General features: G+C 45.1%; 22 protein-coding genes and 2 tRNA genes. 7 read left to right on the top strand and 17 right to left on the bottom strand.

Annotation, left to right across the window (positions count from 1 at the left end; translation table 11 throughout):
- The first annotated feature begins 202 nt into the window (after positions 1-202).
- Both SynA1562_RS08145 and SynA1562_RS08150 read left to right on the top strand, forming a co-directional pair.
- Complete coding sequence (locus SynA1562_RS08145) at positions 203-1,042, top strand: glycosyltransferase family 2 protein (RefSeq protein WP_186493463.1); 840 nt, start codon at positions 203-205, stop codon at positions 1,040-1,042.
- Positions 1,042-2,292, top strand: a complete 1,251-nt coding sequence (locus SynA1562_RS08150) for a WcaI family glycosyltransferase (protein WP_186493464.1) — start codon at positions 1,042-1,044, stop codon at positions 2,290-2,292. The genes SynA1562_RS08145 and SynA1562_RS08150 overlap by 1 nt, the downstream gene beginning before the upstream one ends.
- A 309-nt stretch (positions 2,293-2,601) precedes the next feature.
- Here SynA1562_RS08150 and SynA1562_RS08155 read toward each other — a convergent pair whose 3' ends face one another.
- The 10 genes from SynA1562_RS08155 to SynA1562_RS08200 form a co-directional block, all read right to left on the bottom strand.
- The gene (locus SynA1562_RS08155; protein WP_186493465.1) at positions 2,602-3,369 is read right to left on the bottom strand and encodes a bifunctional 2-polyprenyl-6-hydroxyphenol methylase/3-demethylubiquinol 3-O-methyltransferase UbiG; all 768 of its coding nucleotides are present in this window, start codon (positions 3,367-3,369) and stop codon (positions 2,602-2,604) included.
- A gap of 8 nt (positions 3,370-3,377) precedes the next feature.
- Positions 3,378-3,692 carry a DapH/DapD/GlmU-related protein gene (locus SynA1562_RS13035; RefSeq protein ID WP_255445604.1) on the bottom strand — a complete coding sequence of 105 codons (315 nt, stop codon included), beginning with the start codon at positions 3,690-3,692 and terminating at the stop codon, positions 3,378-3,380.
- A 233-nt stretch (positions 3,693-3,925) separates the two neighbouring features.
- A complete protein-coding gene (locus tag SynA1562_RS08165; protein WP_186493467.1) occupies positions 3,926-5,059 on the bottom strand; it encodes a glycosyltransferase family 4 protein in 1,134 nt (377 codons plus the stop codon).
- A 2-nt stretch (positions 5,060-5,061) separates the two neighbouring features.
- Positions 5,062-6,216, bottom strand: coding sequence for a glycosyltransferase (locus SynA1562_RS08170; RefSeq protein WP_186493468.1), 1,155 nt, complete (start codon positions 6,214-6,216; stop codon positions 5,062-5,064).
- Between the two features lie 445 nt (positions 6,217-6,661).
- On the bottom strand, positions 6,662-7,696 hold the full coding sequence (locus SynA1562_RS08175; RefSeq protein ID WP_186493469.1) for a glycosyltransferase family 4 protein: 1,035 nt from the start codon (positions 7,694-7,696) through the stop codon (positions 6,662-6,664).
- 489 nt (positions 7,697-8,185) lie between these two features.
- Complete coding sequence (locus SynA1562_RS08180; RefSeq protein WP_186493470.1) at positions 8,186-9,343, bottom strand: hypothetical protein; 1,158 nt, start codon at positions 9,341-9,343, stop codon at positions 8,186-8,188.
- A 107-nt stretch (positions 9,344-9,450) separates the two neighbouring features.
- Positions 9,451-11,271, bottom strand: coding sequence for an ABC transporter ATP-binding protein (locus SynA1562_RS08185; protein ID WP_186493471.1), 1,821 nt, complete (start codon positions 11,269-11,271; stop codon positions 9,451-9,453).
- A 416-nt stretch (positions 11,272-11,687) separates the two neighbouring features.
- On the bottom strand, positions 11,688-13,019 hold the full coding sequence (locus SynA1562_RS08190) for a hypothetical protein (protein ID WP_186493472.1): 1,332 nt from the start codon (positions 13,017-13,019) through the stop codon (positions 11,688-11,690).
- A gap of 29 nt (positions 13,020-13,048) precedes the next feature.
- A complete protein-coding gene (locus SynA1562_RS08195) occupies positions 13,049-14,275 on the bottom strand; it encodes a glycosyltransferase family 4 protein (RefSeq protein WP_186493473.1) in 1,227 nt (408 codons plus the stop codon).
- A gap of 88 nt (positions 14,276-14,363) precedes the next feature.
- Positions 14,364-15,542 carry a polysaccharide biosynthesis/export family protein gene (locus SynA1562_RS08200; protein ID WP_186493474.1) on the bottom strand — a complete coding sequence of 393 codons (1,179 nt, stop codon included), beginning with the start codon at positions 15,540-15,542 and terminating at the stop codon, positions 14,364-14,366.
- Positions 15,543-15,616: 74 nt separating this feature from the next.
- Between SynA1562_RS08200 and SynA1562_RS08205 the strand changes: the two genes are divergently transcribed.
- Positions 15,617-18,004 carry a polysaccharide biosynthesis tyrosine autokinase gene (locus tag SynA1562_RS08205; protein WP_186493475.1) on the top strand — a complete coding sequence of 796 codons (2,388 nt, stop codon included), beginning with the start codon at positions 15,617-15,619 and terminating at the stop codon, positions 18,002-18,004.
- A 262-nt stretch (positions 18,005-18,266) separates the two neighbouring features.
- On the opposite strand, the gene SynA1562_RS08210 is transcribed toward SynA1562_RS08205, so the two are convergent.
- The 7 genes from SynA1562_RS08210 to SynA1562_RS08240 all read right to left on the bottom strand — a co-directional run bounded on the left by SynA1562_RS08210 (position 18,267) and on the right by SynA1562_RS08240 (position 23,927).
- On the bottom strand, positions 18,267-18,821 hold the full coding sequence (locus tag SynA1562_RS08210; RefSeq protein ID WP_186493476.1) for a hypothetical protein: 555 nt from the start codon (positions 18,819-18,821) through the stop codon (positions 18,267-18,269).
- Positions 18,818-19,102 (bottom strand): hypothetical protein, encoded by a 285-nt coding sequence (locus tag SynA1562_RS08215; RefSeq protein WP_186493477.1) that lies wholly within the window; start codon positions 19,100-19,102, stop codon positions 18,818-18,820. The genes SynA1562_RS08210 and SynA1562_RS08215 overlap by 4 nt, the downstream gene beginning before the upstream one ends.
- Before the next feature lie 35 nt (positions 19,103-19,137).
- Complete coding sequence (gene crtH / locus SynA1562_RS08220; RefSeq protein ID WP_186493478.1) at positions 19,138-20,694, bottom strand: carotenoid isomerase; 1,557 nt, start codon at positions 20,692-20,694, stop codon at positions 19,138-19,140.
- A 24-nt stretch (positions 20,695-20,718) separates the two neighbouring features.
- On the bottom strand, positions 20,719-21,684 hold the full coding sequence (locus tag SynA1562_RS08225; protein WP_186493479.1) for a cation transporter: 966 nt from the start codon (positions 21,682-21,684) through the stop codon (positions 20,719-20,721).
- The gene (gene trmFO / locus SynA1562_RS08230) at positions 21,681-23,051 is read right to left on the bottom strand and encodes an FADH(2)-oxidizing methylenetetrahydrofolate--tRNA-(uracil(54)-C(5))-methyltransferase TrmFO (protein WP_186493480.1); all 1,371 of its coding nucleotides are present in this window, start codon (positions 23,049-23,051) and stop codon (positions 21,681-21,683) included. The genes SynA1562_RS08225 and trmFO overlap by 4 nt, the downstream gene beginning before the upstream one ends.
- A 47-nt stretch (positions 23,052-23,098) precedes the next feature.
- On the bottom strand, positions 23,099-23,221 hold the full coding sequence (locus SynA1562_RS08235) for a photosystem II protein Y (protein WP_025362202.1): 123 nt from the start codon (positions 23,219-23,221) through the stop codon (positions 23,099-23,101).
- Between the two features lie 193 nt (positions 23,222-23,414).
- Complete coding sequence (locus SynA1562_RS08240) at positions 23,415-23,927, bottom strand: gamma carbonic anhydrase family protein (RefSeq protein WP_186493481.1); 513 nt, start codon at positions 23,925-23,927, stop codon at positions 23,415-23,417.
- 79 nt (positions 23,928-24,006) lie between these two features.
- Between SynA1562_RS08240 and SynA1562_RS08245 the strand changes: the two genes are divergently transcribed.
- The 4 genes from SynA1562_RS08245 to SynA1562_RS08260 all read left to right on the top strand — a co-directional run bounded on the left by SynA1562_RS08245 (position 24,007) and on the right by SynA1562_RS08260 (position 26,940).
- Positions 24,007-24,078, top strand: a tRNA-Lys gene (locus tag SynA1562_RS08245).
- 211 nt (positions 24,079-24,289) lie between these two features.
- A complete protein-coding gene (locus SynA1562_RS08250; RefSeq protein ID WP_186493482.1) occupies positions 24,290-25,441 on the top strand; it encodes an NAD(P)-binding protein in 1,152 nt (383 codons plus the stop codon).
- 13 nt (positions 25,442-25,454) lie between these two features.
- A tRNA-Pro gene (locus SynA1562_RS08255) sits at positions 25,455-25,528 on the top strand.
- Between the two features lie 188 nt (positions 25,529-25,716).
- Positions 25,717-26,940, top strand: coding sequence for a site-specific integrase (locus SynA1562_RS08260; RefSeq protein ID WP_186493483.1), 1,224 nt, complete (start codon positions 25,717-25,719; stop codon positions 26,938-26,940).
- Positions 26,941-26,988 lie beyond the last annotated feature (48 nt).

Consider the following 26,988-nt stretch of genomic DNA (forward strand, 5'->3'; position numbering starts at 1 on the left):
ATCCAAAACCGGCTTGTAGGTTTATCGTTGGATTCTACTGCTTTGCTTTGCTTTGCTAACACTTTGGTTGATCACGCCAAGTCGGTCGCTAAAGTAAAATAAACAAGAGAAAACCATGTCAGCAAAAAAACTATCTGTATTGGATAAGAAAATATAAGATAATGGCACCAAATTCAATAATATTCGAGGGTTCTTCATTGCTGTGCTAAGTCTTACAATTGCAATACCTGTTCGTAATGAAGAGAAAAATCTTGGACTTTGTTTGCAAGCAATTGGTAATGGGTTTGCAGACTCCGTCGTTGTAATTGATTCGACAAGTGATGACAAAACAGCAGATATTGCTAATCAGCATAACGTGAAGATAATTGATTTTAAGTGGAATGGCCAATTCCCAAAGAAGCGGAACTGGTTCCTTAGAGAACACAGGCCGAGCACTGACTGGGTATTGTTTCTTGATGCGGATGAAATCCTGACGCAAAAAGTGAAGCGTGAAATAGCAGTGGCCTTACCAAGATCAACACACCAAGGATATCTACTCAGCTACACGAATTATTTTCTAGGAAAAAGACTCAAAGGTGGTTATCCATTACGGAAAATCGCACTTTTTCGTGTGGGAGAAGTTGAATATGAACGTATCGAGGAAAATCGCTGGTCTCAATGCGATATGGAAGTACATGAGCATCCGTTGCTGACTGGAACTATGGGTGTAATCCAAAGCCGTATTGACCACCGGGATTATCGAGGAATAGATTCATACATAAATAAACATAATGAGTACGCTACATGGGAGGCAAAACGTCTTTTTCATTATCGAAGAACGCAACACACGAATTCAACGTGGAAGCCCCACCAGCGCCTTAAATACAGTCTCCTCACTTCACCATGGGGCGGACTTGCATTTTTTTTTGGGAGCTTCTTTGGAATGGGAGGGTGGCGTGATGGGTCAATAGGTTTTGCCTTTTGCCTTTTGAAAGCCTCCTACTTCACTCAAATCGCCTGTAAATTACGCGAGCTAGAGTTAAAAGGAAAGGAGATTGCGTAGTGAAAATTCTTCTATACGGCATAAACTACTCACCAGAATGTGTTGGCATCGGTAAATACAACGATGAATTAACACAATGGTTATCAGCTAAAGGCCATGAAGTTCGTGTAATTACAGCTCAGCCTTATTTCCCTGCGTGGAAATTAGCAGTTGGTTATCGGAATCGATACAAACGTGAATTGCATAATGACGTGAAAGTACAACGCTGCCCGCTATGGGTGCCGCGTCACCCAAATGGAGTGAAGAGACTTTTGCATTTATGTAGCTTCGCACTATCAAGCCTAGGTCCACTTGCATCACAACTGGCATGGTGCCCAGACGTAGTTCTTACCATTGCCCCTGCCTTTTTCTGCACACCAGGTGCTCTTTTACTAGGTAATCTCTGTGGCAAACGTACTATCACATGGCTGCATATCCAAGATTTTGAACTGGATGCTGCCTTCGAACTTGGATTGCTAAAGGGGCGGCTCTTGCGATACATGGCAGAAGTATGGGAACGTCAAATCCTTCGAAGTTTTGGCCATGTCAGTAGCATTAGTACTGCTATGGTGGCTAGGCTTAGAGATAAAGGTGTAAAACGACCTAACAGTTATTTATTGCCTAATTGGGTAGATCTAGATTTTATAAAACCACAATCAGAGACAGACAGGGAAAAGAACACTTATCGACGTAATTTGCTAATTAATAAAGACCAGATAGTGCTGATGTATTCGGGTTCAATGAACAAAAAGCAGGGTCTTGATTTGCTGGTAAAGGCAATTCATCAACTTTCCGATCTCCCAAATCTTGTCTGGCTACTTGCTGGAGAAGGTCCGACAAAAGAAGAATTGGTTACTGCCACAATTGGGCTGCCTCAGGTTCACCATTTGCCCTTGCAACCAAAGGAAAGCCTAGACGAATGGCTAAATGCCGCAGATATTCATTTGCTGCCCCAGAAGTCTGAAGCAGCTGATTTAGTTTTACCGTCTAAACTGTTAGGGATTATCGCCAGTGGGCGGCCTGTTGTCGCTACATCCACACCGGGTAGCGAACTTGCCTGTATCGCTGGCAAAACTGGGTTTTGTGTCGAACCTGACGATGTAACAGCATTTTCCGCATGTATTCGAAAATTAGTTACTGATAGTAAATTAAGGCTACATCTGGGCAAATGTGCCAGGAATATCGCTGAACAACATTTTGAGAAAGATATAATTCTTGGGCACCTTGAGCAAGAACTAACAAAATTAATTTCATACAACCAGGCCAATTAACACACCATATTTTACAAAACGATGGATATGCAAATATAACAATACGTCTACATGCAGGAAATAAGGCCGCTGAAGAAAAATTTAGTATAGCGGAATGTTCACAACTCAACGAATAAATTGACAGCAATTATGAATAGTGATTGGTATAATCAAAGGTGCAGAAGTGAAGGCCATCAAAAATCAGTATAATTGGAAGATTAAAGGAAAAAAACAACGATAAACAAAAGAGACAGAGAAATATAAAAGATAGATAAGCTCACATAGAAAACAAGCGAAGTGGAAAGAAAGAAAGTAGATGATATGAAATTCCTAACGACGAAGCCTTCGCATAAGGCTTCTCACAAAAGGCATCATGGACAAAGGTATAAGTGAAGCAATGGAACGAGTGACAATTGAAGAAATTGAGGAACGTTGTAAATATAAATAAGGATGGACACAATTCATAAATTCGATATGATCAATAGGATTGATACCTGCTTGAACGAGTACATTATGAAGAGAACTAGAAGTACTTACATAAAGAAATGTATTTTGACGGTAGCAAAAGTCAACTGATGAATTGCCCCAGAAGAAAGGGCGGAATAAATCAAAAGGAACAAAACCAAAATGAAGAAATTTGAGGGCCCAATAGCTGTGGAGTTGCTCATTTATATGATTGTCCCCACCTTGATTAGAAAAAGCTGCACTGAAGAGTACAACATCTGAAAGACTGGTTAAAAACTCGACAAAATTGTCAGAGGATGATTCTGGTAAATGCTCAGCAACCTCGAGGGACATCGCAAGGTCCCAATCAGAATCAACAGGAAAGGAAGGTTGGGATAAGTCAGTTGGATAGAACTTAATCGTATTAGAAAGCATTTTTTTCTGTGAATTCCAAACTCCGTCTAATCCGACACATCTAGTTGCACCATGCTCTTCAAAAGCTTTAAGCCAAGTACCACGACCACAGCCAACATCAATGATTGAGGAAGGCCTAAAGTATTTTAATAAATGGAAAATATAAATATTTGCAGACTCATAAGATCGAGCAACTTGATCATCATAGAAAAATTCATCGTAAAGAAAAGAATTGTTCATGGTGGAAATTAGGAATTTAAGATACGAGCAGGGTTACCAACAACAGTTGATCTTGGTGGAACATTTTTGCTTACAACAGAGCATGCACCTACAACAGCTCCTTCACCAATAATGATACCAGGAAGAATAAATGCTCTAGCACCTATAAATGCACCAGAGCAAATAGTAATGGGCCTAGTGAGAAGAGACATAGAGGGATCATTGAAATCGTGAGTAGCAGTACAAACATATACCTCCTGTGCAACACAAGCATCGGAATGAACCTCAATATGACCTAAACAGTACAAATGAGAACGGTCGCCAATGCTGGAATTGGAATGCAAGATTAAATTCCAGGGATGCTCAATTCGAGCACGTTGATGGACAAACGGTCTGCCAAAAATGACCGCTCCAAAACAGCGCAAAACGAATAGACGCCAGAGGTAGAAATGTTTTGGAGTCCAACTGCACAATAGAGGCCAACAATACTCCCACAAGAGCATTCTCAAACGATACTGAAAAGTCCAAGGGCTGGAAAGTCTCGAAACCTGAAAGTATTTTTTAGTCATCAAAGAAATCAAATAAGTGGTTGATTAAGCATTTGATCAAAACATTGCAAGAATTCGTGAGCAACATTTTGAGGGTGATGTCTAATCGTGGATAAACGTGCAGATGTAGCCAAAGTAGATAAATACTCGGGACGATTAGTAAGAGAAATGATTGCTTGGGCTAATTCAAGCACTGGATCTGATACTTTATGATTAAAGATAATCCCATTTTTAAACGGCTCAATATAGTCCCGAAAACATTCTAAATTGCTAACAATAGGAACGGCACCGTTAGCCATTGCCTCCAATGGTGCAACAGGTAAAGCTTCACCATACTCCGCGAGGGAAGGATATACAAATATTGCCGACCGTTGATAGTGAGCTATCAATTCATCTTGATCATAAATAGGGCCGAGCCACTCAATAGAAAACTTTGAGGAGAAATAGGGATTGATTAGAGATTCAAGCCAGTGTTCGCCTCCTCCACCCGAACTAATTTCAGCTGGACCTACTAAGCGAAGAGACCAATCGGTGAGCCCTAATTTAGAAGCATGAATAAAAGAGTCAATCAAAAGCGAGATACCTTTTTCAGGGTGCATTCGTCCACAATATAGAATAACATTTTCCTTTGGAGGAACAGGAAATTCAGAAGGAGAAAATGGAAGTGGATTAAGTATTTTTTCGACCATATTTAGCCTATCAGGCACTTCATTATTAATGGCGCGAAACACTGATGTACTACATGCACGAAGGCAACAAGAATTCCTGTACAAACGCATTTGCCCCTTGGGCATTCGTTCCACACTCACCATTATTCGGCCAAAACGGGATTGATTGGAAGAAGCTAATAGTGGCATCCAGAATGTATTGGTAATAAGAATATCAGCATCTGGAAGTTTACATAAAGCTCTTCGCGAATAAAGAAAATCAAGAGCCTTTAATCGCAATCTACCAGACGGAATATCGTAACCCTTAATTCGAATATGATGCACACCATCAATGTATTCATCATCTGGGAGACCTGGAAAGGAACGAGATATATGAAAAACATGGTGACCAAGTTTACTGAACTCTTTACCGAGTTGAAACCATAGTTTTTCAACTGCACCACCACGTAATGGAGGTACAGGGAGAAAAGCACCTTGCAGTATTGTAATTCGCATAATTAGTTAAGTTCTGCTTTAAGGATAGAAACAAGATTGCCTGCAACAGAGGCAAAGTTAAACATAGAGTCAAATAAATCGATAGAATTGCGACTCATCTGCACACGAGAACTGTATGACATCTGAAGCCAATGGTGGAGAGCAGCTTTTGTCCCTTCAACAGTCGGAGAGTGAACGATTCCTGCACATGCAGAGGCAACATCAGGTGCAATATTCACAGAATCAGAAATAGAAACAGGTAAGCCACAGGCCAATGATTCAGCAACCACAATGCCAAAGTTTTCCTGATATGACGGCAAACAAAACAGCTCAGCACTGCGAAAGGCACCCCACTTAAGATCACCAGATAACATCCCAGTCCAAGTAATACGATCAGCAATACCTAATGCATTTGCTCTGAGAGTTAAGTCTCCCTGCAAACCAACCTGATCGGGTCCAGCAATAACCAGATGCAATGCCGAATTGCTAGAAGCAACGGAGGAAAAGGCATCCAACAAGAGATCAATACCTTTTTTGGGGTGGATACGGCTTAGAAATAGCAAAAGACGCTTGTCTGATAGATGAGGAAAATGATTAAGAAACACTTCTCGTTGTAAAGCTGCTTCAGAAGGGGGTATTGACGTACCAAATCCCACAACCTCTTCATTAGCTCGATACAGGGAGAAAGACTGTTTTGCAAGAAGCCGCTCTTGTTCAGTAGTAAAAAGTACCGCTGAGGCATCCCGTAAAACTCGATAGTCGGCCCAAGGCCAGTAACACCATTTCTTCAGGTGTTTAAGCGGATAAGCATGCTTAAACCAAGGATCAAGCATACCGTGCGGATAAACAAAATAAGGAATACCAGTAGATCTCAGCGCCCTCCACGTGGCAAACGCGTGATATTGCCAAAGCCCCTCAATGATGACGCAATCGTGTTGTTGCGCTATTGCGCGAATGCAGTCTGGAAGATTTCTACGATACCCATAGCTACCCAAAACAGGGCCTAGACCCTTTGAATGGAAAGTCTGGCCTTGCAACCAAGGAGAATCAGGCGAATCAAGACTTGCAACAGTGGTATCAATGCCAAGTGCCGTAAGGTGAGATGTGATTTGACGAATTCCCTCAGCTGGCCCACCACCAATCGGATCTAGCGAGCGAATTATGCGGAGAAGCTTCAAAGGAGCATAACTTTATATATCAAGATAGGCCATATTTACGATGCAACTGTTAAAAAAATATTGACATGAAGGGTGCTGGTTTAAGCATATCAAAGAAGAAAGAAAGCAGAAAAAGAAGAATCTCTGTAAATATCAACCGATCACAAATGAAGGGGCACCCTCAATAAAGAGAATAAAGAAATGAGAAACATAGAAATAAGCACTATAACGAATCAAATAATCTAAGATTTAAGGGCTGAATAGAAATAATTGACAAAGAATTAAGGGCTATTTATCTGTAAAATGATTGATGTAAAAGCAATAATATATCAACAGCTGGCAATGCAAGAGCAGGGCATTAATCGGATTATAAGGTGGCAAGAAACGGTAACATCCGATAGATTGACGGAAAACCTAGGAGAGGGAATTGATTCTCAAGCAGAACTAAAGGCAGATTTTGCAAGTACTAAATAGAGGAAAAGCCATAGAACGATTTACAAGCATCGATCAAAACAGATAAATATTGCCCACCAATAAAGTTCGAGGTATGATGTAATAAATGATGTTGTACATTAGAACGTAATTGTTGTCTAAGACTTTCATCATCAACAAGCAACTGAAGCTTTTGATTCAAATCATTTTGATTACCCTTTATAAACTGAAAGCCAGCTGATCCGATAGCATCAGGCAACCCACCACCATCAGAAACTAACATCGCACAGCCACAAGCCATTCCCTCAAGAGCTACAACACCGAAAGGTTCATTCCATCGAGAAGGAATAACCATTATCTCATGTTGATTTAATTCTTCAACCAGAATGTCTCCTTTTAAAAAGCCCTTAAAATTGACATAAGGTTCTAGATCGTAGCTTAAAGAAAGATTTTCAAGAAAGGTTCTTTGGGGGCCATCTCCAATAATCGTTAAAGACCAGTCTCTATTTTTCAAAGTTGAAAAAGCATTCAGAAGCATGTCTGCTCCCTTATCAGAAACTAGTCGACCTAAAAATACAATAGATTTTTTCCTAACAGCATCCGAGGTTACACGAAAGAGTTTATCATCATAGGGATTACCAATAACAAGGGATCTTGGATGGGAATCCTGTTTTACAGCATCACTACAGGCAATAGTCCGTGTAGCGAGACGAAGGGACAGTAATTTTAATAAGTGAATAAATGATCTTTTTGAATCAATAGAACGAATCCACGTTTGTAAGCCAATAACAACTGGTTTCTTAACTAGCAAAAGAGGCCAAAGTCGCCTAACCTCCAAGTTGTTCTGTAAAATAATGTCAGCCCAACTATAAATATGCAGAAGATCTTTATTAGATGGATTTCTATGCACCGAAAAATTAAAATTGTCATCAAATTCATTACATACTGAACCCGTAACGACACGGACTTGGTGACCTTCTCCAACAAAAAAATTGGCAAGGACCTCAGTAATTGTCTCTATACCACCTATGTCAGGATAAAAACGATGCGACGTGATAACAATATTCATGATAAAAAGAGGTCAGTTTAATAAACGCAAGGCATAAGTTTAATAAGTCCATAATTCAATAAAGCAAATACTGGTAAATATAATTGGTAGAATATCATCATCGGAAGCACACGAATAAACTGATTAGAAGCACATTAAACGAAATTAAAATCCATGCGCGGAAGAAAATAAAAAATTAAACCCTAGCATAAAAATTACTTATATACACATCGAGTCGGAGTAAGACAAGTGAAAACATATATCAGATTTATATTAACTCGAAGTAGTGCTAATTAGAAAGATATATAGGGGCTGACGTGAGATCTACTTCACAGGAACGAAAAAGAAATGATAAGGCAGAGTTCACTTATTAAAAGCATTAAAATCAAGCAAAAAAAACAAATAATTAGAACGATGATAGATTGACAAGCAAAGAAGTCATAAATAATGCATGAAACAACGAAGGAAAGTCCATTGAAAGAATAAAATATCAGAATTAACGTTGATAAATTACACAGATATATCAAAGATGAATTGCTTTGAAGTCTCCCTTAACTGATCTACATTTGAATTGTAAAGATTTTGAATGGAAAGTCTTTCTTCAAAGAGTTCATCCATCTGAATATAGTGATGAGCATTATTCTCAATGTGACAAGACTTAGACAACTTTTGAGAAATATTTGTGATTATTATCGGAAGATTATGTGCAACCATAGCCGCAACTCCACTACTCTTATCTACAAGATGGTCTGGCATTGTAGTAACACCAAAATTAGCCAATTGAAGAAAACGTGATATTTGAGATTCATGAAGATAGCCATAACGGATAAATTCAAAACAAAAAGGGATTTTCTCTTGTTTGAACTTTAGCCACAAAGCATCAGCAAATTCACCACAATTTCCCAGTAAACAGAAACGACACAGTTCAATGCCATATTTAGAACGAGCCAAATTGACCCTACGAAAGAATTCTGAGTATCGCCAAGATGGAGATAAAGTACCAAAGAAAACAAAATTCCAAACATTATCATCCTTCTTAAGGTTTAAGATTTGAGTTACTGGTATATGGGAAAATAAAGGAAGGACGGTAGATGAAATGCCACAAGCCAAAAGCATATCCCTATAATAGAAGTTTGATACATGAACAACTTGTGGTCTTAATAGTTTAAGTAAATTGATGGTGATTAGTTTTTGAAAAAGAGATACAAGCCGCTTAATAAGTCCCTTGTCAGGCATTGTCCAAAGCTCATGGGCCATTATATGCCACTTAGTATGATCAACAAGTTGCATTACTGTCAAAAAAAGATGATAAGGAAGACCTTTGTCATCAAACGAATAAGGAACATATTGCAGAGAAGTAATATTAGGCTTAAAATCATTTATGATCTTCTTTAATTGTTTCAGCCTGAATCTCCAAGACAATGAGGAGGAATATCTATAAAAACTATAACCTGCTGATTCATTTACGCAACATGCTGTAAAACTTTTGCGTGAAATATACCTATCATTAATTGCCACACATAAGCAAATATGTCCATCCTTGCTAAGTCTTTCAACAAGCAAATGTACATAGTCAGATACGCCACATTTAGATTGTTCCAAAGAACCTACTAAAAATAATATTTTTTGAGTTGACATAATTTCAAAGATTTGAAAAAAAAGGACCATCAAAGTTTGTATTTTATACAATCAATGAGGACGGAATCTAAGAGCAAATATAATTAAGATCTTTAATATTCTATCATAGAAATGACCATAAACAGATTCAAGAATAACTAAGGCTCATTGCCCTTTGCCAACACAAGACTTCTGAAGGTGGAGTTATTCTCGATTAAATCTTCGTAACAACCTATACCACTTATTATACCTTTATCCAACACCAGAATACGGTCACAGTGTAATATTGTTGAAAGGCGATGAGCAATTACGCACATAGTAACTCTGCTCCTTAATTTCTTTATTGAGTTCATCACGAGTTTCTCTGTAAAGTTATCTAAGGCACTTGTAGCCTCATCGAGTATCAATAAATCTGATTGTTTGTATAAAGCTCGGGCAATACCAATTCGTTGACGTTGACCTCCACTTAACGAAACTCCTCTTTCACCGACAGAAGTTTGATAACCATTCGACAAACTACTGATATAGTCGTCTATAGAAGCTTGCTTAGCGGCTAGAAGTAATCTTGAATGATTAATATCATGCGGAGAGACACCATAAGCTATATTTGACTCAATATTAGAATCAGTTAAATAAATAGATTGAGGAACATGCGAAATACGTTGCTGCCATTTCTTGAGAATAGAATCATCACAATGAATATCAGTATTATCTACCAATATATTGCCATGGTATGGCTTTAAAAGACCAAGAATAATGTCGGAAAGAGTTGATTTTCCGGAACCTGTTACGCCAACAATTGCAATAAACTCACCCTTATAAATTGATAAATTTATATTCCGAAGAATCATATTATCACTATTTTTATATTTAAAGCTCACGTCTTTTAAACTCACAAGGGGAACTTCACCAGTTCCTTCTGAGATGTAACTTAGTGCATTTATCGAACTAGAAACAGTTGGATTAGGCGCGTTAATAAAATCTAGAAGTTTTTCAAGGGAAGATTGATTTGCTTGTAATACACCAAGGGTGGTGAAACATGCCTGTACTGGCTGCATTAGTTTGTATGCACCTAAACTGACAGCGGCTAAAGATGGCAATAAGTTATTCAATTCATTACCCATTAATACGTAAAATAATGCTATACCAGTAATTAATATTATCAGAAAACCTTCTACCAGATATCGTGGAATAGTTGCTTTAACAAGTATTCCTGAATCATTTAAAAGACGCTGTCTATTAAACGTATCATAAGTATCAACAAATAAATCATAATGCTTGCCCAGAATTATTTCGCGAATACCACCCAAGCTTTCCTGCAAAACTTTGACACTCTGTTGAAAGTTGTAAGTTCGATTCTTCCCTGATTCACGAAAAGCCCTACGAAAAACAATAAATAAAATTAGATAGAAAATTCCTAGAGACAAACTAGCTGCAAGCATAATTTGCAGAGAAGTAAAAAATAAAAAGCCACCTACAATACCTATAAGAATAGAATTTACACAAAGCATTAGAATTCCTTTGACGATAGCACCAACTCTTTCTACATCTTGGGTTAATAGACTGATGATTTTGCTACTTTTACTCCGCAAATGCCACTCATAAGATTTATTTAATATAATATTAAAAGTACTTTTGCCTAAGTCAGCATTTATTAATGAGCCTAGCCGTGTTTGGTTTCTAATGGTAAGACTTCTTATACTGGAACTCGTTATAATCATAAACATAAAGCACAATGCTAATGCAGGTAATATAAAATTAGTTGGAATAAAATTAAATATACTTCCCAAAAATCCCGATTGATATATGGTTTTGTCGGGTTCTGAAAGAATTCCTAAAAACGGAATCAATAGTCCTATGTTAGCAGTTTCACAAATTGCAGAAATAATACTCAATATGAATAGATAAAAAATTTGAACTCTTCTCCTACTTGACAAAATCTGAAATAGGCAAAAATAATGTTTGAGTGAAATTTTCATTTTCTATGTACAATAAAGCAATGAATATTGATCGTCAACAAGCATATGTAAGATATGTTCAGTATTTTCATGAAAATCCCCAAAACATGTTAATTGGAATAAATGAAATATATACTTGTGAATTTAAAATATTAGGAATTGTTTTTAATGCGCGATCAAGGAAATGAACACCATGTAGTCTTATGATGTTTAAACTATTTCCCACACTTTAACATGCCGTATAGGTAAATGGTAGCCATTGCGCGGGATATTACTGGGTTTGTATCTTTAAATACATTAAAGGCTCAAATACCCGTAAATACTATTGTTCATAAAAATGTGACAAGATAGATGTTCCAGATACTCGCTGGGTTAAATTTAACACAATTAAAAAAGCGTCTAAGAAGCATATAAGCCTGCATTTCTTAAAGCTCATGTCATAATTGTTGTTTATCCTTTATTGATGAAGCTAAAGTTAAACCAGTTGTACCAACTATGAACCCAAGTGCTGAGGATTGTCCAAGTTGTCCGTTCAAGATTCCCCACACAGAAGCTGCAGCAAGTATTAATGTTATTCTATTGTTGTGTTGAAAAGATTCCCTTAAAGAAATTTTTATAACGTGTATTGAAATTGCTATTCTCCATAGAATAAATAACGTACCAATAAATAAACCTAACTCATCCATCTGTTTTCCCCAGGACGATTCAGCCAAAAGGAAACCTTTTGTTCCTGTTAATCTTACTGCTCCAATATTACTTCCCATTCCGATTCCACGGCCAAGAAGCGGGTAACTATCTCTATGTTTAAAGGGTTCTGTATATTGCCCTAGTACTCGACCTCTCAATTGACTTTCTACGATCTCAACATTCCCTTTATCAGTTTTAGCTGCGCCTGCAGCCAATTGCCACCTAAGGGAAAAGGCGTCTGCAGCTTCTTGGACAACTGGTATTCTTAAAACCATTGTTGCTATAAAGTAAACTACAAACAAACCAACAATAAGTGAATTAATCTTTGACCTGGTAAAGATCAAAACCATAATAGTTGCAGCAAAAACAACAGCGTAATTTGCGAGTAATCCTCTGCTAATTGAAACCGGCAAGGCCACGACTAGAGAAATAATTGCTAATATAATTACAAGACTTTTTAAACCATTATATTTATTTTTATTTGAATTAAGTTTGATTTTTGGTGAGTTTGCTGATGAAGTGCCATACACAACTGCCATTAGTGACGCAGCACTAAACGTGAAAAAAGTTGTTACTGAATTGGTAAAGCTAAAAATTCCAGAAGGTCTGAACTTTCCCCCAGCCCCATCAAATGCAGATGACCCGGTTCCACCTACAGCAATATTCAAAATGTGCGACGGTGGTGTAGAAGACTGTAAAGTAATTAATATCACCATAGGGATACTAATTATAATCGAAGCCCATAAAGCACGTAAAACATCCTTTACAGTAAATACCAGTGGGAATACGAAGATAAGCGGTAATTGAATCCAAAATATTCTTAATCCATAGAGTGCTGTAAACCAATCTCTATGGCCAACATATAATGTCAAAATGGTAGCGATTAGTCCAATAAAGATGATATCTCTAACCCTTGACCAATAAATGGATTTTAAAAGTAATGGCCAAGCCCAAAATAAAGCAAGTAGTGCTATGGGCTCGCGGACTAACAGCAAAGGAGTAGAAAGAAAAGGTAGAAACCACTTTCGCAAAGCGCCTTCAAATATCAATAGAACAAGATATGACCATAGAAGAAATTTCACTTTATCTCTTCTTGAACCTAAAAGCATTTTTATTTGATGATATTATTCAGAAAAGCAGACAATTGTTTTTTATATAAATCAAAACTTAGAGACTTCGACCGCTGAATGCATGACTCTTTCATATATTGGAGCTTTTCTCTGTCGTTATCTAATTCATCTAAGTGTGAAATGATAGAGCTAGTATCTCGTATTGGCACTATAAAACCATCTATTCCATGACGGATGCATTCGGGACCTCCTGAGTTCATAGTTGTGATAACAGGTATCCCTTGTGACAAAGCTTCAGTTATAACAAGGCCAAATCCATCAAACAAAGTTGGAAAAAGCAAGACGTCATGATTCTGCATTTGTTGCAGAATCTGATTATGAGGCAAAGATGAAAACCAAGTATGCTTTTCGAGAGCTTTATTTAATGGCTCACAATCCTGAGTTACTTTTTGTCCAATAATTGTAAGTGTGAACCTGTCATTTAATGCATTAATGGCATCCAATGCATAAGACAGACCCTTGCGTTGCGTTAGTGACCCGACAAAGAGAACACGCAGTTTTCCCTTATTATATTTTGGCTTATTCAATATTTTATTTGAAGGTGTGCAATATGGAATTACATATATATTTTTATCAGCAAGAAAGTTATTTCTTAAGGTTGTTTCCACAAATTTACTTGCAACCACAATTGAGTCAGCTAATTCGAGTTCGTCATCTTTTCTTCTTAGCTTATTAGCGCTATCCTTTAACCCAGGTAATGTATTAGCCCATTCTGGATTTATTTCCGTCTCTTCCTCAAATATTTTTCGAGCAGTTTTCCAATATCCAATTGGCAGTTCATAAATACATTGTATGCCTTTTTTTTTCGCCTCAATAAAAGTTTGTTTGGCTCCATCCTCGTAACAGTAGACTGCTTTTGCATAATTATTTTTTTTGAGTATACGGGATACCTGTTGATCAAAGTTTTTATAGAGTGAAAAATCAGACATAGGATGAGTCTCTTTCATATCTCGAATTAAGCCTGATCGAAAGCAGACCTGCCTCAAAAACTCTCTCTTTGGGTGGCTGACTTGTTTTGATTCAGGTATTTCTGTGAAGACTCGCCTAAAATATTCATCTTTAATATTGCCACCAAGGAAGTCAATAAAGGGATTATTTTTTGGAAAACTAATGCAAGTATGGAATTCCTCCAATAGGCCACATTCGTACAATGCCTTAGAAGTCATTCGTACATTAAAATTACCGGTAGGATGAGATAGAATAATCATTCAATTAATGCACTAAAATAATAATTGAGTAAAAATAAAATCATTGTCAATGTATTATGTTCATAGTAGTTGACTTTTAATGTGATCATTATGGAGCTCCACTAGGGCCTTCATCTTCCCTGTCAAACAGAACAAAATTTTCCTTAAGTTTAAGATTAAAGGTATCGTCAGCCATATTGTATAGAGAAATTGCCGTCATAATATCTGTCATTGGTCCTGAGACCTCGTCTAACACATCTGTCGATTTAGCAAAAAGGTTTCTTTTGACTCGTATAGTATCCCCATTCTTTAATATTGGATTTCTTTCGGGAGATACTCCTTCCTTTAAATTCAACTTATATCTTTTTAGAGTTGCAGTTCCACCTCTACTCATCCTAACAAGCTCGATCTTTCGTTCATTTGCTCTATATTGATGTGTTCCCCCTGCAATCAAGATTGCCTGTGTCAAAGTTGTATTTGAATTAACCTTCAACCGCCCCGGTTTCTCAACCTCACCGATTACGTTGACTTCGATAGTTTGTGGTGATAAATTAATTGCTGCAATTTTAATAATATCGGCTGATAGTTTTTTGTCTTTAGGTATCTCAATCACATCTCCATCATATAGGAATAGATTTTGTGTTTGATTTCCATTCATCATTAAATCAACCAAGTCGAGTGTCTTTTTACTGTATTGATCGGTTTTATTTTGAGTTCTTCGTTTTAAAATAACTCCGTTTAGCTTTGCCTCTTGTGTAATTCCTCCACCCTTTTGTATTGCATCTACAATTGTTGGTAATCCATTGACCGAAACTCTCACAGCACCTTCTGTACCCAAAGTCTCTCGTGTTCCCAAGGTATATAAACCAGGTTGTTCAACTTCGCCAATTAAAGCAATACGAACGGGCCTTGGTGTCATGAGAGTAAGGGTTATATCAGGTCTGAGCAATATTTTCCCTAAATTTAATCTGATTTTATCTATAACCTGATTAATTGTTAGCCCCTCAACATTAATAGATCCTACAAATGGCAAAGATATGGAGCCATCATTTAGAACCTCTAGTCTTCCCGACAATTCTTTGGCATCAAATACTTTCAAATTAAAAACATCACCGGGACCAGCTAAATACTGCCCTCTCTCAAACGTTGCTGAAGTTAAACTAACATTGCTCGTATTGGTTGGTACTTGACTTTTACCCTGGGCGAATGCCCTTATTTCAAAAACAAAAGTATTTGTTGCTACAATTGAAAAAGCTAGGATTCCCCTGGCAAAATCACTTCTCGGCATCGAATGGACTTTTGAATCATATCTGTTAATATAGCAAATATATTTATTGTGGTCCACACGCAATACATTCGCCGATGAGCACGGATATTCCCGAAGAGGATCTTGGCAAGTCTATTTCTCTATCAGAAATAGCATTTGCATTAAAACGACGTTGGAAGGTTGTTGCTATATCATTCAGCTTTCTTTATATATTGAATGTAGCATACACACTTTACAATTGGAACTTCAATCGAATTTATAGAGGTGGAGTCAAGCTACTTATTGTTGATCCTTTCGGAGAAAATAGCGCTGCTTCAGGGGGTTTACCTAGTGGAGGAGGCTTAGATAATCAATTTTTCGAGGAACTAGCGAGAAACGACACCGCAACTAATATTCCTACATTAATTGAAGTGCTTAAAAGCAAATCCGTACTTGGAAAATTATCAGCTTCTAATGATATTTTCTATGAAAAATTAGTAAAATCTATAACAATCACGCCTAAAGGTGAAAACTCAGGTGGTGGTGGGCTTGCAGCAATGCGTGGAGGCGGTGGTGATGCTGGCATTTTAGAGATATCTTTAAATTGGCATGATCCATCTGAGGGCAAAAAAATTCTTGGGTTGTTCACCGATACTATACTGAATTTTTCTCAAAAAGAAAAGCAATTACGGCTAGTCAAGGGTATTAATTTTCTTGATAGCCAATCGCCAGAATTAGAAAAAGATGTAGAAAAGATGCAATTAAAGCTAGCTGAATTTAGGCGCGTTAACTCTATGGTTGATCCTCTTAGAACAGGTCAGAATCTAAAGAGGAATGAAGATAAAATACGTGATGAAGTTTTGGAGATTGAAAAAACTAGAGATCGACTTTTGCAAGCTCGCTCTGAAATTGTTGCTGGTAATGTTTCTGCTTTAGGCTATCAAGAAGGTATTACGGACAGAGGCTCAGGTGCTCGTCTAACAATCTCTGATGTAGACCAAAGCCTTTTAAAAGAAATGCAGAAAGTTGAGTCTCAATTGGCTGCTGCAAGATCTACTTACCAGCCCGATTCGTTAATGGTGAGAGGCTTATCAAAGCGACTAGAAAATTTGCGCCCGTTGTTGATTTCAAACCAGCTAGATGCTGTCGATGCTGCTCTAGCGCTGAATAAAGGACGACTGATGAATGCTAAAAAACGTGCAGAAGATGTTGAAGAAAAATTTCTCTTTACTCAAAACATCATACGAGAATATGAAGGTCTGCAAGAACGCTTAGCTCAAGCAAGATCTAAGCTTAGTGGGTTGACAAGTGCTCGAGAGGCATTTGAATTTGATAATGCACAAAATAGTGTTCCATGGCGCATCATTTCGCCTCCAGGAATGTCGAGCATCCCTTTTTCACCCAGACCAAAGCGTGACCTTTTAGTAGGTTTTGTTTTTTCTCTGGTTTCCAGTGCAGTAATTGCATATTTCCTAGATCTACGCCAAAATGTATTCTACTCTTCAAAGTCAGTATTTTCTAGCATAAAACTTCCGGGCATCATTCACATTCCGTTCTTGCCAGTCCTGAATAATCTCAAATCCTTTACTTTCTCAAGAGTTAAAATTGATCAAGATAATCTAAATCAACGAGTAATGATCAACCTCTCTGATTTACCCGAAGATGTTGATTCATTGGTTGAGTTTGAGAACTCCTTCCGAAAGCTTTACAGCATTATCAAATTCGTACACTACGACAAGGATTTAAAGTCAATTGTCTTTACAAGTTCAGTAACTTCAGAAGGTAAATCGCTACTTGTTTCATCATTTGCAATATTTCTGTCACAACTAGGGCGAAAAGTCTTATTAATTGATGGAGATTTACGAAAGCCTCGGCTTCATACTTTATTGAATCTAAAATTAGAGAAAGGTTTTTCCGACTTATTAGATGATGACAACTACAACTTAGCGAAGGTTACAAAGAAGATCGGGGATGTTGAGAACCTTGATTTTATATCGGCAGGATTATCATTGACTGAACCAACCATTTTGTTTAGCTCTCCTCGCCTTCAACTTTTAATCAATTCGATTAATGAATCTTCCTCATATGATTACATCCTAATTGATACACCTCCCTCGCTAATTTGTTCTGATGCTTCCCTGATCACACGATGCTGTTCAACCTCTCTTTATATTGTATCTCTAAGGAATGTCAAAAAAAATATGGCAATCGAGGCCTTAAAAAGTTTTACAGAATCAAATGATAAATGCTTGGGAATAATTTCTAATTCCACTAAATTTGAATTAAATTCCGTTGATAGCTACTCGAAAGCCTATTCCAGTTATTATAATAATTCATCATTGTTCAATGCACCTAATGCCAAATCTGTTTTGACTAAAACTTCTAAATTTCCATCAATCCTGAAAAGCCTGGTTTATAATAAACGAACCCCAATAATTGTCAGAAAGGCTATCGAATCATCATCACGATTCTACTATAATATCAAGGAGTGGTTTATTGACTAGTTGATATATTTGCTGGGCAAATATCTTCTTAATCTTAAAAATAACTTACCTTCCTTGATTCATTCAAATTTCTAGCAAAGTATATTTTGCACGAGTACAAAATGAACAATTAATGAGCCCATACAAAATTGGCATTTATTAGTTGAGGCAATACTGACTTCTTGATAGGTAGCTGATACTAATTATCTAAACAGGGTATGCGTCAGTAGGTTTAACGTTCCGGTCAAGATTGTAAATCCACCCGGAAATAGCGAGGTTCTTCTCATCCTGGATAGCCCGCCGGCAAACTAATCCAGCCATGCGCAAGCGCTAGGGACGTCAGCAATTCGCCGGCGATCATGAGAACGGCCAATCCGGCCAAGAGCTGATACGTCCAGGGCGGCGTAAGTCGGCCGATGCCATTGGTCGACACAGTGGTGTTAGTGGCCAGAAGCTCCAGGAATCGATCGAAGCGCTCGATGCGTTGAGGCAGGAGCTGGTGGCGCAGATCGACTGCCTTCACGTAGTACACCGTCCCCCCCTGACTGGTGCCAACGGGAACCAGAGCCCGAATATCCTGCCAACGCATAGTCCAGCCGCGCCGCAGCAACCAGCGAATCCAGGCGGGGTACAGCACTTGGATGCCTTCAGCATCGGTCTCCACCCGTTCACTCAACAGACCGATCACCAACACCAAGCCCAGAAGCAAACCTGCCACCATCAGCCAGCGCGACTCCGCAGGGGCGAGCAACGGCAAGGGAAGCACCAATGCCCCATACAGGCTGAGCAAGGTGAAGCGGATCAGGGGCGATAAGCCAAAGCGTTCGATGCCGTTCATCGGTCGTCCGGAGAACCCGGCAGCGGTTCAATCAGTTCAGCCGGTTGGTAGGTGCCACCAAAAACCTCCTGTTCACGGCCTTTCCAGAACTGACCGAGCCGCATCAGATCGGCATGGGCTTCCTGCACCTTCTCGAGGTACAGCTGGGGATCCATCGAGTCCTTGGCTTCCTTGAGCTTCTTGAGCCGCAGCATCTGCAGATTCCAGGGCTTGGTCAGCTCGCCCCTCTGCTCGAGGTAGCGGGCCAGATCGTCCGACGACGGCTGAAACTCAGGCGGCATCCCAACTCCTAAGGACCATCACGCTAGGCAGAAGATCAGGCCGGCAGCGCCCAGGGGTTCAGGCCCAGGTCGGCCCCAACCCGATGGGCACAGGCAAACCCACTGAAGGCCACAGCGTTGAGGCCCTGGCCGGGGAAACAGGAATCACCAACGCAGTAGAGGTTTTTCAGGCCCGTGCGGTTGAACGGCATCGGCAGCAGTCCCGGAAGCTGCATCGCCGGAATCGGGCCGTAGCTTCCCTGAAAGCGGCCCAGAAAACGCCGGTGGCTGCGAGGCGTGCCTATCTCTTTGTGGGTGATGGCATCGGCGAGGCCGGGAAGGATGGCCTCCAGGCGCTGAATCAACCGTGCCGCATCCGCCTCCTTTTTCTCGCGGTACTGACTGGGGGTCAGACCTTGCCAGGCCTCCATCGATGAGGGCGTGAAGGTGTGAACGATGTGATGCCCCGCCGGGGCCAGATCCGGATCCAGCAGCGAGGGCATCGACACAAAGATCACCCCCTGCTCGTCCTCCATCCGGTTCCAGTCTTCGAGCAGGAGGTGATGGCAGTGGGTGCCGGCCGGAATCAGGTCAGCCCGAACCCCCAGATGCAGCGACAGGAACGAGGGGGAAGGCACATAACGCTTGCGCCAGAACTGCTCCTTGCCAGGGGTGTGGGCGGCATCCACTAGGGATTGGCCTGAGCGGCGCTGCTCATCACCCGCTCCGGAGAAGGTGTCCCAGCGGGTGGCATTGGAGATCACACGCTTGGCGCGGATGATCTCGCCATCGGCCAGCTTCACGCCCACCGCCTGATCGTTCTCGATCAACACCTCGGTGACTCGGGCCTTGTAGCGGATGGCGCCGCCGTGGCGTTCCAATCCCTTCACCAGCTTTTCGGCGATCACGCCGACGCCTCCCTTGGGGTAGTTGATCCCCCCCGCATGCCGATCGGAAAACACCATGCCGGCGTTGATCATCGGCGTGCGATCCGCCGGCATAACCGACCAGCAGAAACACTCTATATCAATGAACTTGAGCAGCTGCTCGTCCTTGATGTGCTCGCGGGCCACCGCCCCGACGTTGAACGGCAGCCAGCGGGCCAGCCCCAAACAGGCCAGTGGTGCCTTAAAGAACACCTTGGTGAGGTATGCCGGATCCTCTAGCGAGAGAAGCGGCATGGCATCGAGGCAATTGAACACCTGCCAGCAGGTGTCGTAGAAGCGGCGGATCCCCTCAGCCTCATGGGGAAACCGCGCCGTGAGATCGGCGATGAACTGCTCGTAGTCGCGATCCACGGCGATGCGCAGCCGACCGGGCATGTGGTACTCGAGCTGGGCGGGGTCGGGGATGGTGTCGCAGTGCTCCCCCACATCAGCAAGGGCACGGGTGAGCAGGTTGGTGAAACCCTTCTTGCCAAAGCCGAAGATCATCGAAGCCCCCACATCGAAGGTGTAGCCCTCGCGTTTGAAGGCACCACCACTGCCGCCGGGGATCAGATACCGCTCCAAAACGAGGGTCTTGGCTCCCTTGGCCGCCAACTGACTGGCGGTGATCAAACCACCGATGCCGGAACCGATCACAACGGCATCCCACTGCTGGTTCTCGCTCATGGCATCGCTTCTTTGGGGGTGACGCTAAGGGGCCGTCTGCGGCCTTGGATCCTGGCGGTGAATCGGCGGCATCACCGTGAGGATCACCTCAGAGCGCACCGGACGTCCGAGTTCGGCACTGCAGCGGGCATCGATGTGATGGCGCAACCCATCAATCACCCGACTTTCCTGGGGCTGCAGCGGATTGATATAAACCACGACAAAGGCCGTGCGGCCGAGCTGCTGCACCGTGAAATCCATCATCTGCAGCTGAAGCCCCACCAGCTCCTGCATCAACACCATGCGGGTGCGCTGGAGCACATCCGGGTCAGCAGCACAGCCCGCGGCCTGGGCCATGGCATCCCGCAGCGCCGCCAGCGGTTCGCGCAGCAAGGCCAGGCTCACCGCCAGCACCAGCAGGGCATCGGTGATCGGCGCAAGGACAGACAACGACGTTGCCAAGAGCAGCGGCGACGCCAGCAAGGCCAGACCCGTGGCCAGGGTGATCACCGCATCGATCAGAGCATTGCGGGCCTCTGTGAGCAGCAGCAGCGAAACCCGACCCGTACGGCGCCAATCCCGGCGGTGCCGCCAGGCCAGCAGTCCACAAAGCGCCGTCATCAAAGCGGTGTAGAGCGCCACCGGCTCCAGATGCAGCGGCGCAATGCTGTTCCTCCGCCACCAATCGATCAAGGTGGAGCAGGAGCTGCCGACGCCAAAGCCGATCACCCCGAGCAGCACCAGGGAGCGAAACAGCACATAGAGGGCTTCCTGGCCTTCGTAGCCGTAGGGCCAGGCTCGATCCGGCGGCCGCACCACGTTGCAGCTGATGCGACTGGCAATCAAGGACGACCCCACCAACACGGCGGAATAAAGGCCGTCCAGCAGCAGGGCCGAGGATCCGGTGAGCACATGGGCGGAAAAGCCAGCCAGGGCCATCACTGCGTTGGCTCCAACACCGAAGCGCAGGGAGCGCTGTTCGATCCGGCGAGCCTCCGCAGGGATTGTCATGGCGTCACGGTCTGGGGTTGGAGGGCCCGCATCGGTTCCAGATCCTGCAGGGCACGATCGCGGTAGGCGCCATAGCGCGCTCGCTTGTCGCGAATGCGTTCCGGCAGCTCCGGCAACAAACCGAAATTGGGGGGCATCGGCTGGAACTTGGCCGTTGGTGCCTCGCTGACGAAATGGGTGAGGGCTCCACTCATGCAGGTGGCCGGCAGATCAATGGGCTCCAGGCCCAGGGCCAGCCGGCCCGCATTGGTGCCGGCCAACCAGCCACCGGCCACGGCGGCGGCATAGCCCTCGGTGCCTGTGATCTGGCCGGCCGCCAGGAGGTTGGGGCGCTGGCGGAACTGCAAGGTGGGCTGCAGCAGCTGCGGCGACTCCAGGAAGGTGTTGCGGTGCATCACCCCGAAGCGCACGAATTCAGCCTGGCCCAGCCCGGGAATCATCTGCAGAACTCGCTTCTGCTCTCCCCATTTGAGGTTCGTCTGGAAGCCCACCAGATTCCAGAGGCGCCCGTCCTTGTCTTCCTGCCGTAGCTGCACCACCGCATAGGCGCGCTTGGCCCGGCGTACATCGCGATCGTTTACATCGCCCCAACGGGGATCCCAGAGCCCGATCGGCTTTAGGGGGCCATAACGCATGGTGTCTTCACCACGACGCGCCAACTCCTCTATCGGCAGGCACCCCTCAAAGAAGGTGGCGTCGTTCTTGTCGAAGTCTTTGAGTTCCGCCTGCTCGGCTTCCAGCAGGGCCTGGCGAAAGGCCAGGTACTGCTCCTTGTCCATCGGACAGTTGATGTAATCCGCATCGCCCTTGTCGTAGCGGCTGGCGCGGAAGGCCACCGACAGATCGATGCTGTCCCCATGCACGATCGGGCTGGCCGCATCAAAGAAGTGGCAGTCGGCGCGGCCGGTGAACTGGCGCAGATCTTCCGCCAGCGGTTCACTCGTAAGTGGCCCCGTCGCCAAAACGGTAATCGCCTCCACCGGCGGCAAAGTTTGCTGCTCGCGCCGTTCAATCGTGACCAGGGGATGCTGGTCAAGAGCCTCAGTAAGGGCAGCGCTGTAACGACCGCGATCCACGGCCAAGGCTCCGCCGGCCGGCACAGCGTGGGTGTCAGCCGTGCCGATCACCAACGAGCCAAGCCTGCGCAGTTCCTCCTGCAGCAAGCCCGCGGCGCGGTCGCTGCTCAGAGCGCCAAAGCTGTTGCTGCACACCAGTTCAGCGAAATCGCTGCTGTGGTGCGCAGGGGAGCGCCGGATCGGACGCATCTCCACCAGGGTGACCGCAACCCCTGCTCGGGCGATCTGCCATGCCGCCTCAGTGCCGGCGAGACCGGCACCAAGAACGGTGACATGGCGAGATTGAGACAACCGGCAGCATCAAGCAGCCTTCAGCCTACGAAGCTGGCTTACCTGGATCAGGCGCGGCTGCGCTTGAGCATCAGCTGCAGCTGACCCACAGCCGCACGGCCGATGTTGAAAGCAGCCCAGCTGACGGCGGCCAGGATCGGGGCAACCACCAGGAACAGGCGGGCATCGATACCCAGAACTTGGCCCGTGGTGATCACGCTGAAGGCCGAGTAACCGACGATCACCAGGATGAGGACCAGACCGATGGCAACTCGGACCATTCTTGAAAACGGAAATCTGTGTCGCCGATCTTACGGACTTCTTCGTTGATCCCACGACCTTCCTTGAAAGCTGATCGAATTCGCAGCAATCAGAGGAGTGCGTTCACGGCCTGATCTGGGCATGGGATGCCGCCAATTGCGCGTAGCGCCGGGCATGGCAGCGCTGTTCATCAATCGCCTCAGGCGATAACTCCCGCTTCACCGCCGCTGGCGCGCCCATCACCAGGGTTCCGGGAGGCACATCCTTGGTGACAACAGAACCAGCAGCCACCAGGGCGCCTGCACCGACGGTGACGCCATTGAGAACGATGGCACCAATTCCCACCAGGCATCCATCCTCGAGCGTGGCGCCGTGGATGACAGCCCTGTGCCCCACGGTGACATCAGCACCGAGGCGAACCGGCTGCCCCGGATCGCCATGGAGCACGGCACCGTCTTGAACATTGCTGCCTGCTCCGATGCTGATCTGCTCGAGATCGCCGCGCGCAACCGCTGTGGGCCAGAGGCTGCTGCCCGCTGCCATCTGCACATCACCAATCACGACGGCGGATTCAGCAACCCAGGCGGCGGCATCGATCTGAGGATCGTGCCAGGGCTTGGAGCCAGTCATGGCCATGGTTCAGCAGCCACCAGTCTCCCCGGCGACCTGAGTGATAACCTCATTTGGTGCCGAAATGGCATGCCCAAGCGGGCACGGGTCGCTAGCTCAGCGGTAGAGCATCCGGCTTTTAACCGGCTGGTCCTGAGTTCGAATCTCAGGCGACCCATATCAACGAATTGATGTCGTCTCGTGACTCAACAGAGCCGACGAGCCAACGGCTGTTAGAAAGCCGTGAATCTCTGATCAAGCCAACAGTTCAGATGGCGTATTTCGCATTTTTTGGCGTCACGATTCTTCTGGCATTGCTGGGTGGTTTGTTTTCTCGAGTGGCCGCAGAGCGCTACTGGATGTGATCAGCGGCGGTGGCTTCAGCAAACGTGGCTGAGGTTGATCTCGCCGTTATCGGTGCAGGACTGGCTGGCTGCAGCCTGATTGGCCGGCTCCAGCAGCTGGGATCGAATCTCAACATCGCTTTGATTGAGGCTGGCCGGGGGCCAGGTGGGCGCACGGCCACGCGCAGGAGACGGGAGCAGAGCGGCTGGCTGCTCAACCATGGAGCACCGGGCTTTGGCCTGAGTGAATCCATGTCGGAGGAAATGGAAGCTCTGCTTGCACCGTTGCGCTCGGCGGGTGTTCTTCAGCGTGACGAGCGAGCTGTGCTTTCTCTCAACGCTCAGGCGGATTTGTCTCCGGCCAACAGCCCCGACGCCTTTCCGGAAGGGGGCTGGTGGCATGGTGTTCCCAGCATGGCCAGCATCTGCGAGGCGCTGCTCGATGCAGCTGGTTCCGCGCAACTGAGCTGCAAGTTCGAAACCCGTGTGCGCTGGCTGGAGCGCCGCCGGGATCACTGGCTGCTGGAGAACGAGAATCGAACCTGGAGCCTCAGGTCCAAGCGCCTTGTGCTCAGTGGGACACTGCTTGCCCATCCCCGTTCCCTGAAGATGTTGGCCTGGAACGACGTCCCTCTGCGCACAGCCGTTGCAGAAGGCATGGATGACGACCTCGACAAGGCACTGAGCCTGCTGCAACACAGCCAAGCCGAGGTGCGCTGGAACCTGATGGTGGATCTGGGTGTACTCGCGCTCAACAGTGAACAGCTGCCGGCTCAGATCTGGTTGGACGACAACGCCAAGACACGCTGGAAGGTGGAACGCCTCGTGCTGCAGCCACAAAGCGATGGTCGCTGGGGGCTTGTGGTGCATGGCTTGGATTCCGGGGAAGCAATCACGCCCGAAAGCCAGAGGCGCCTGATGGCTCTAGAGCAACGGCGCCTGGTGGAGCTGTTGCCCGAACTGATGCAAGCCCTGCCGGTTGTTTCGGCTGCAATAAACCAGGCGACACCGCTGGGTGTGATGCGCTGGGGAGCCTCACGGCCCCTCAACAATCCCTTGCCACAAGAGCTGCAATGGTGCCCCACCAGCGCCGTGGGATTCTGCGGCGACTGGATCGAAGGGCCTGGCTTCGGGAGAGCAGAGGGAGCGATCAGCAGCGGCGTCAACCTGGCTGAACGTCTGCACGTCGACCGCTAATCTCTAAAAGCACCGGGGAGTGGCGCAGTTTGGTAGCGCGCTTGCTTTGGGAGCAAGATGCCGCAGGTTCGAATCCTGTCTCCCCGATGCCCATCAGTCCCCAGCTGATACCTGAGACCTCAGTCAATGACTGGGGTTTTTTATTACCTTGACATAGGCACAGCGTCCCTACTCACCCGGTCACAAATGGCCGAGAGGGGTCCCGTTTGGGCTGTTTAGTGTCGATTCTGGTAACGTTTGGGAGTCAGGTAAGCAAGACGTTCAGTAGATGAGCGATGGGCGTCCACAAATCAGGCGCAGCCTGGGAGGTTGCATTACGAGGAAAGGTTCAAAAGCTGAACCCACGACTGCGGATCCTGAAGGCCAAGTCAGGAAAGACACAGGTCCGATTCACCTTTGCCCCTGGTGACGTAGCCAGTGCAACTCTCAAAATCGACTGGGATCTCCTCTCTGATTCGTCGATCTGGGAAACCGTTCAGCGGCTGGACAGCCTCATGAAGGACGGGATGCCTCTAAAGACAGCAGCAGCGGCAGCGCAGGCAGGAGCCACCGGCAGCGGTACTGAGGCCTGCGGAACGGATTGGCTTTCAGGCTCCCGTGCTTTCGAAAAGCAGCTGGAAGCAGGTGGCGTTTCAACCACCACTTGGAATCAGCAATACCGGGCACCGATCAGAACAGTGGTCGAAATCATGACCAGTGAGCACCCAGCACTGAGCAGCGATGAGCTGATGGGCCGGGTTCTGGCTGAGCACGAATGGGAACGCAATACCCCACGAGCATTCACAGCCTCGAATGCCATCAACCGGTTCTCTGACTTCATGGCGAGAGAACAGGGGGCAGGGCCGTCATTCAATCGACTCTCACCTGCTGGTCTCGAGAAGCACCGAGGCAAGAGAAGAGAAGCTCAGGGGAACAAGTCATCAACCCTGGAAGACACAGAGATCCTTTGGTTCCTGGAGAAGCACCAAGACAACCCATACATGGAGAGCCTGCGGGTGATGGCTGTCTACGGGCTACGGCCTGAAGAACTTCGTCACCTCTCTGTCAAAACCCAGGGTGGTGAATCCTTCCTGTGGTGCAGCTACGAAAAGAAGTCAAGCCGGGGTGATGCCACCAAGCCACGCCGGGTGGAGCCATGCCAGCTGAGGGACGCTGAAGGGGATGTGGTCGATTGGAAGCTCCTAGCCCGATTGAAGTCAGGTGATCTGGAGCTACCGCACTTCCCGTCTGCCGGCTCAGTGTCTGACCGGATCAACACCATGCTCCGTGGATCAGCTGCATGGCTGGCTCTCCTAGCGGCGAAGCAGAAGGAAGACCCCAACGCAAACCTCACTGCCTACTGCTTCCGCCACAGCTATTCACTCCGAGCCCACCACCGTGGAATTGGTGTGGAGGATGCCGCTGCATCGATGGGTCACAGCCCGATCACGCATGTGAAGGCCTACCCGTGGTGCAGCCAGCGAAAAGTCACCAGCGCCTTTGCTAGGGCTAATGGATAAATAGGGACTAGAACCTGATTGAAAAATTGCTGGGTAAAAGTCTCACCG

The sequence above is a fragment of the Synechococcus sp. A15-62 genome, assembly GCF_014280075.1.
Lineage (GTDB): Bacteria > Cyanobacteriota > Cyanobacteriia > PCC-6307 > Cyanobiaceae > Parasynechococcus.

Excerpts from the sequence above, each read along its gene's own strand:
- SynA1562_RS08180 (WP_186493470.1), bottom strand. The coding sequence starts at position 9,343 with ATGGTCCTTTTTTTTCAAATCTTTGAAATTATGTCAACTCAAAAAATA.
- SynA1562_RS08175 (WP_186493469.1), bottom strand. The coding sequence starts at position 7,696 with ATGAATATTGTTATCACGTCGCATCGTTTTTATCCTGACATAGGTGGT.
- SynA1562_RS08225 (WP_186493479.1), bottom strand. The coding sequence starts at position 21,684 with ATGACAATCCCTGCGGAGGCTCGCCGGATCGAACAGCGCTCCCTGCGC.
- SynA1562_RS08260 (WP_186493483.1), top strand. The coding sequence starts at position 25,717 with ATGGGCGTCCACAAATCAGGCGCAGCCTGGGAGGTTGCATTACGAGGA.
- SynA1562_RS08195 (WP_186493473.1), bottom strand. The coding sequence starts at position 14,275 with ATGATTATTCTATCTCATCCTACCGGTAATTTTAATGTACGAATGACT.
- SynA1562_RS08205 (WP_186493475.1), top strand. The coding sequence starts at position 15,617 with ATGAGCACGGATATTCCCGAAGAGGATCTTGGCAAGTCTATTTCTCTA.
- SynA1562_RS08155 (WP_186493465.1), bottom strand. The coding sequence starts at position 3,369 with ATGAACAATTCTTTTCTTTACGATGAATTTTTCTATGATGATCAAGTT.
- SynA1562_RS08240 (WP_186493481.1), bottom strand. The coding sequence starts at position 23,927 with ATGGCCATGACTGGCTCCAAGCCCTGGCACGATCCTCAGATCGATGCC.
- crtH (WP_186493478.1), bottom strand. The coding sequence starts at position 20,694 with ATGAGCGAGAACCAGCAGTGGGATGCCGTTGTGATCGGTTCCGGCATC.
- SynA1562_RS08200 (WP_186493474.1), bottom strand. The coding sequence starts at position 15,542 with ATGCCGAGAAGTGATTTTGCCAGGGGAATCCTAGCTTTTTCAATTGTA.
- SynA1562_RS08165 (WP_186493467.1), bottom strand. The coding sequence starts at position 5,059 with ATGCGAATTACAATACTGCAAGGTGCTTTTCTCCCTGTACCTCCATTA.
- SynA1562_RS08215 (WP_186493477.1), bottom strand. The coding sequence starts at position 19,102 with ATGCCGCCTGAGTTTCAGCCGTCGTCGGACGATCTGGCCCGCTACCTC.
- SynA1562_RS08185 (WP_186493471.1), bottom strand. The coding sequence starts at position 11,271 with ATGAAAATTTCACTCAAACATTATTTTTGCCTATTTCAGATTTTGTCA.
- SynA1562_RS08210 (WP_186493476.1), bottom strand. The coding sequence starts at position 18,821 with ATGAACGGCATCGAACGCTTTGGCTTATCGCCCCTGATCCGCTTCACC.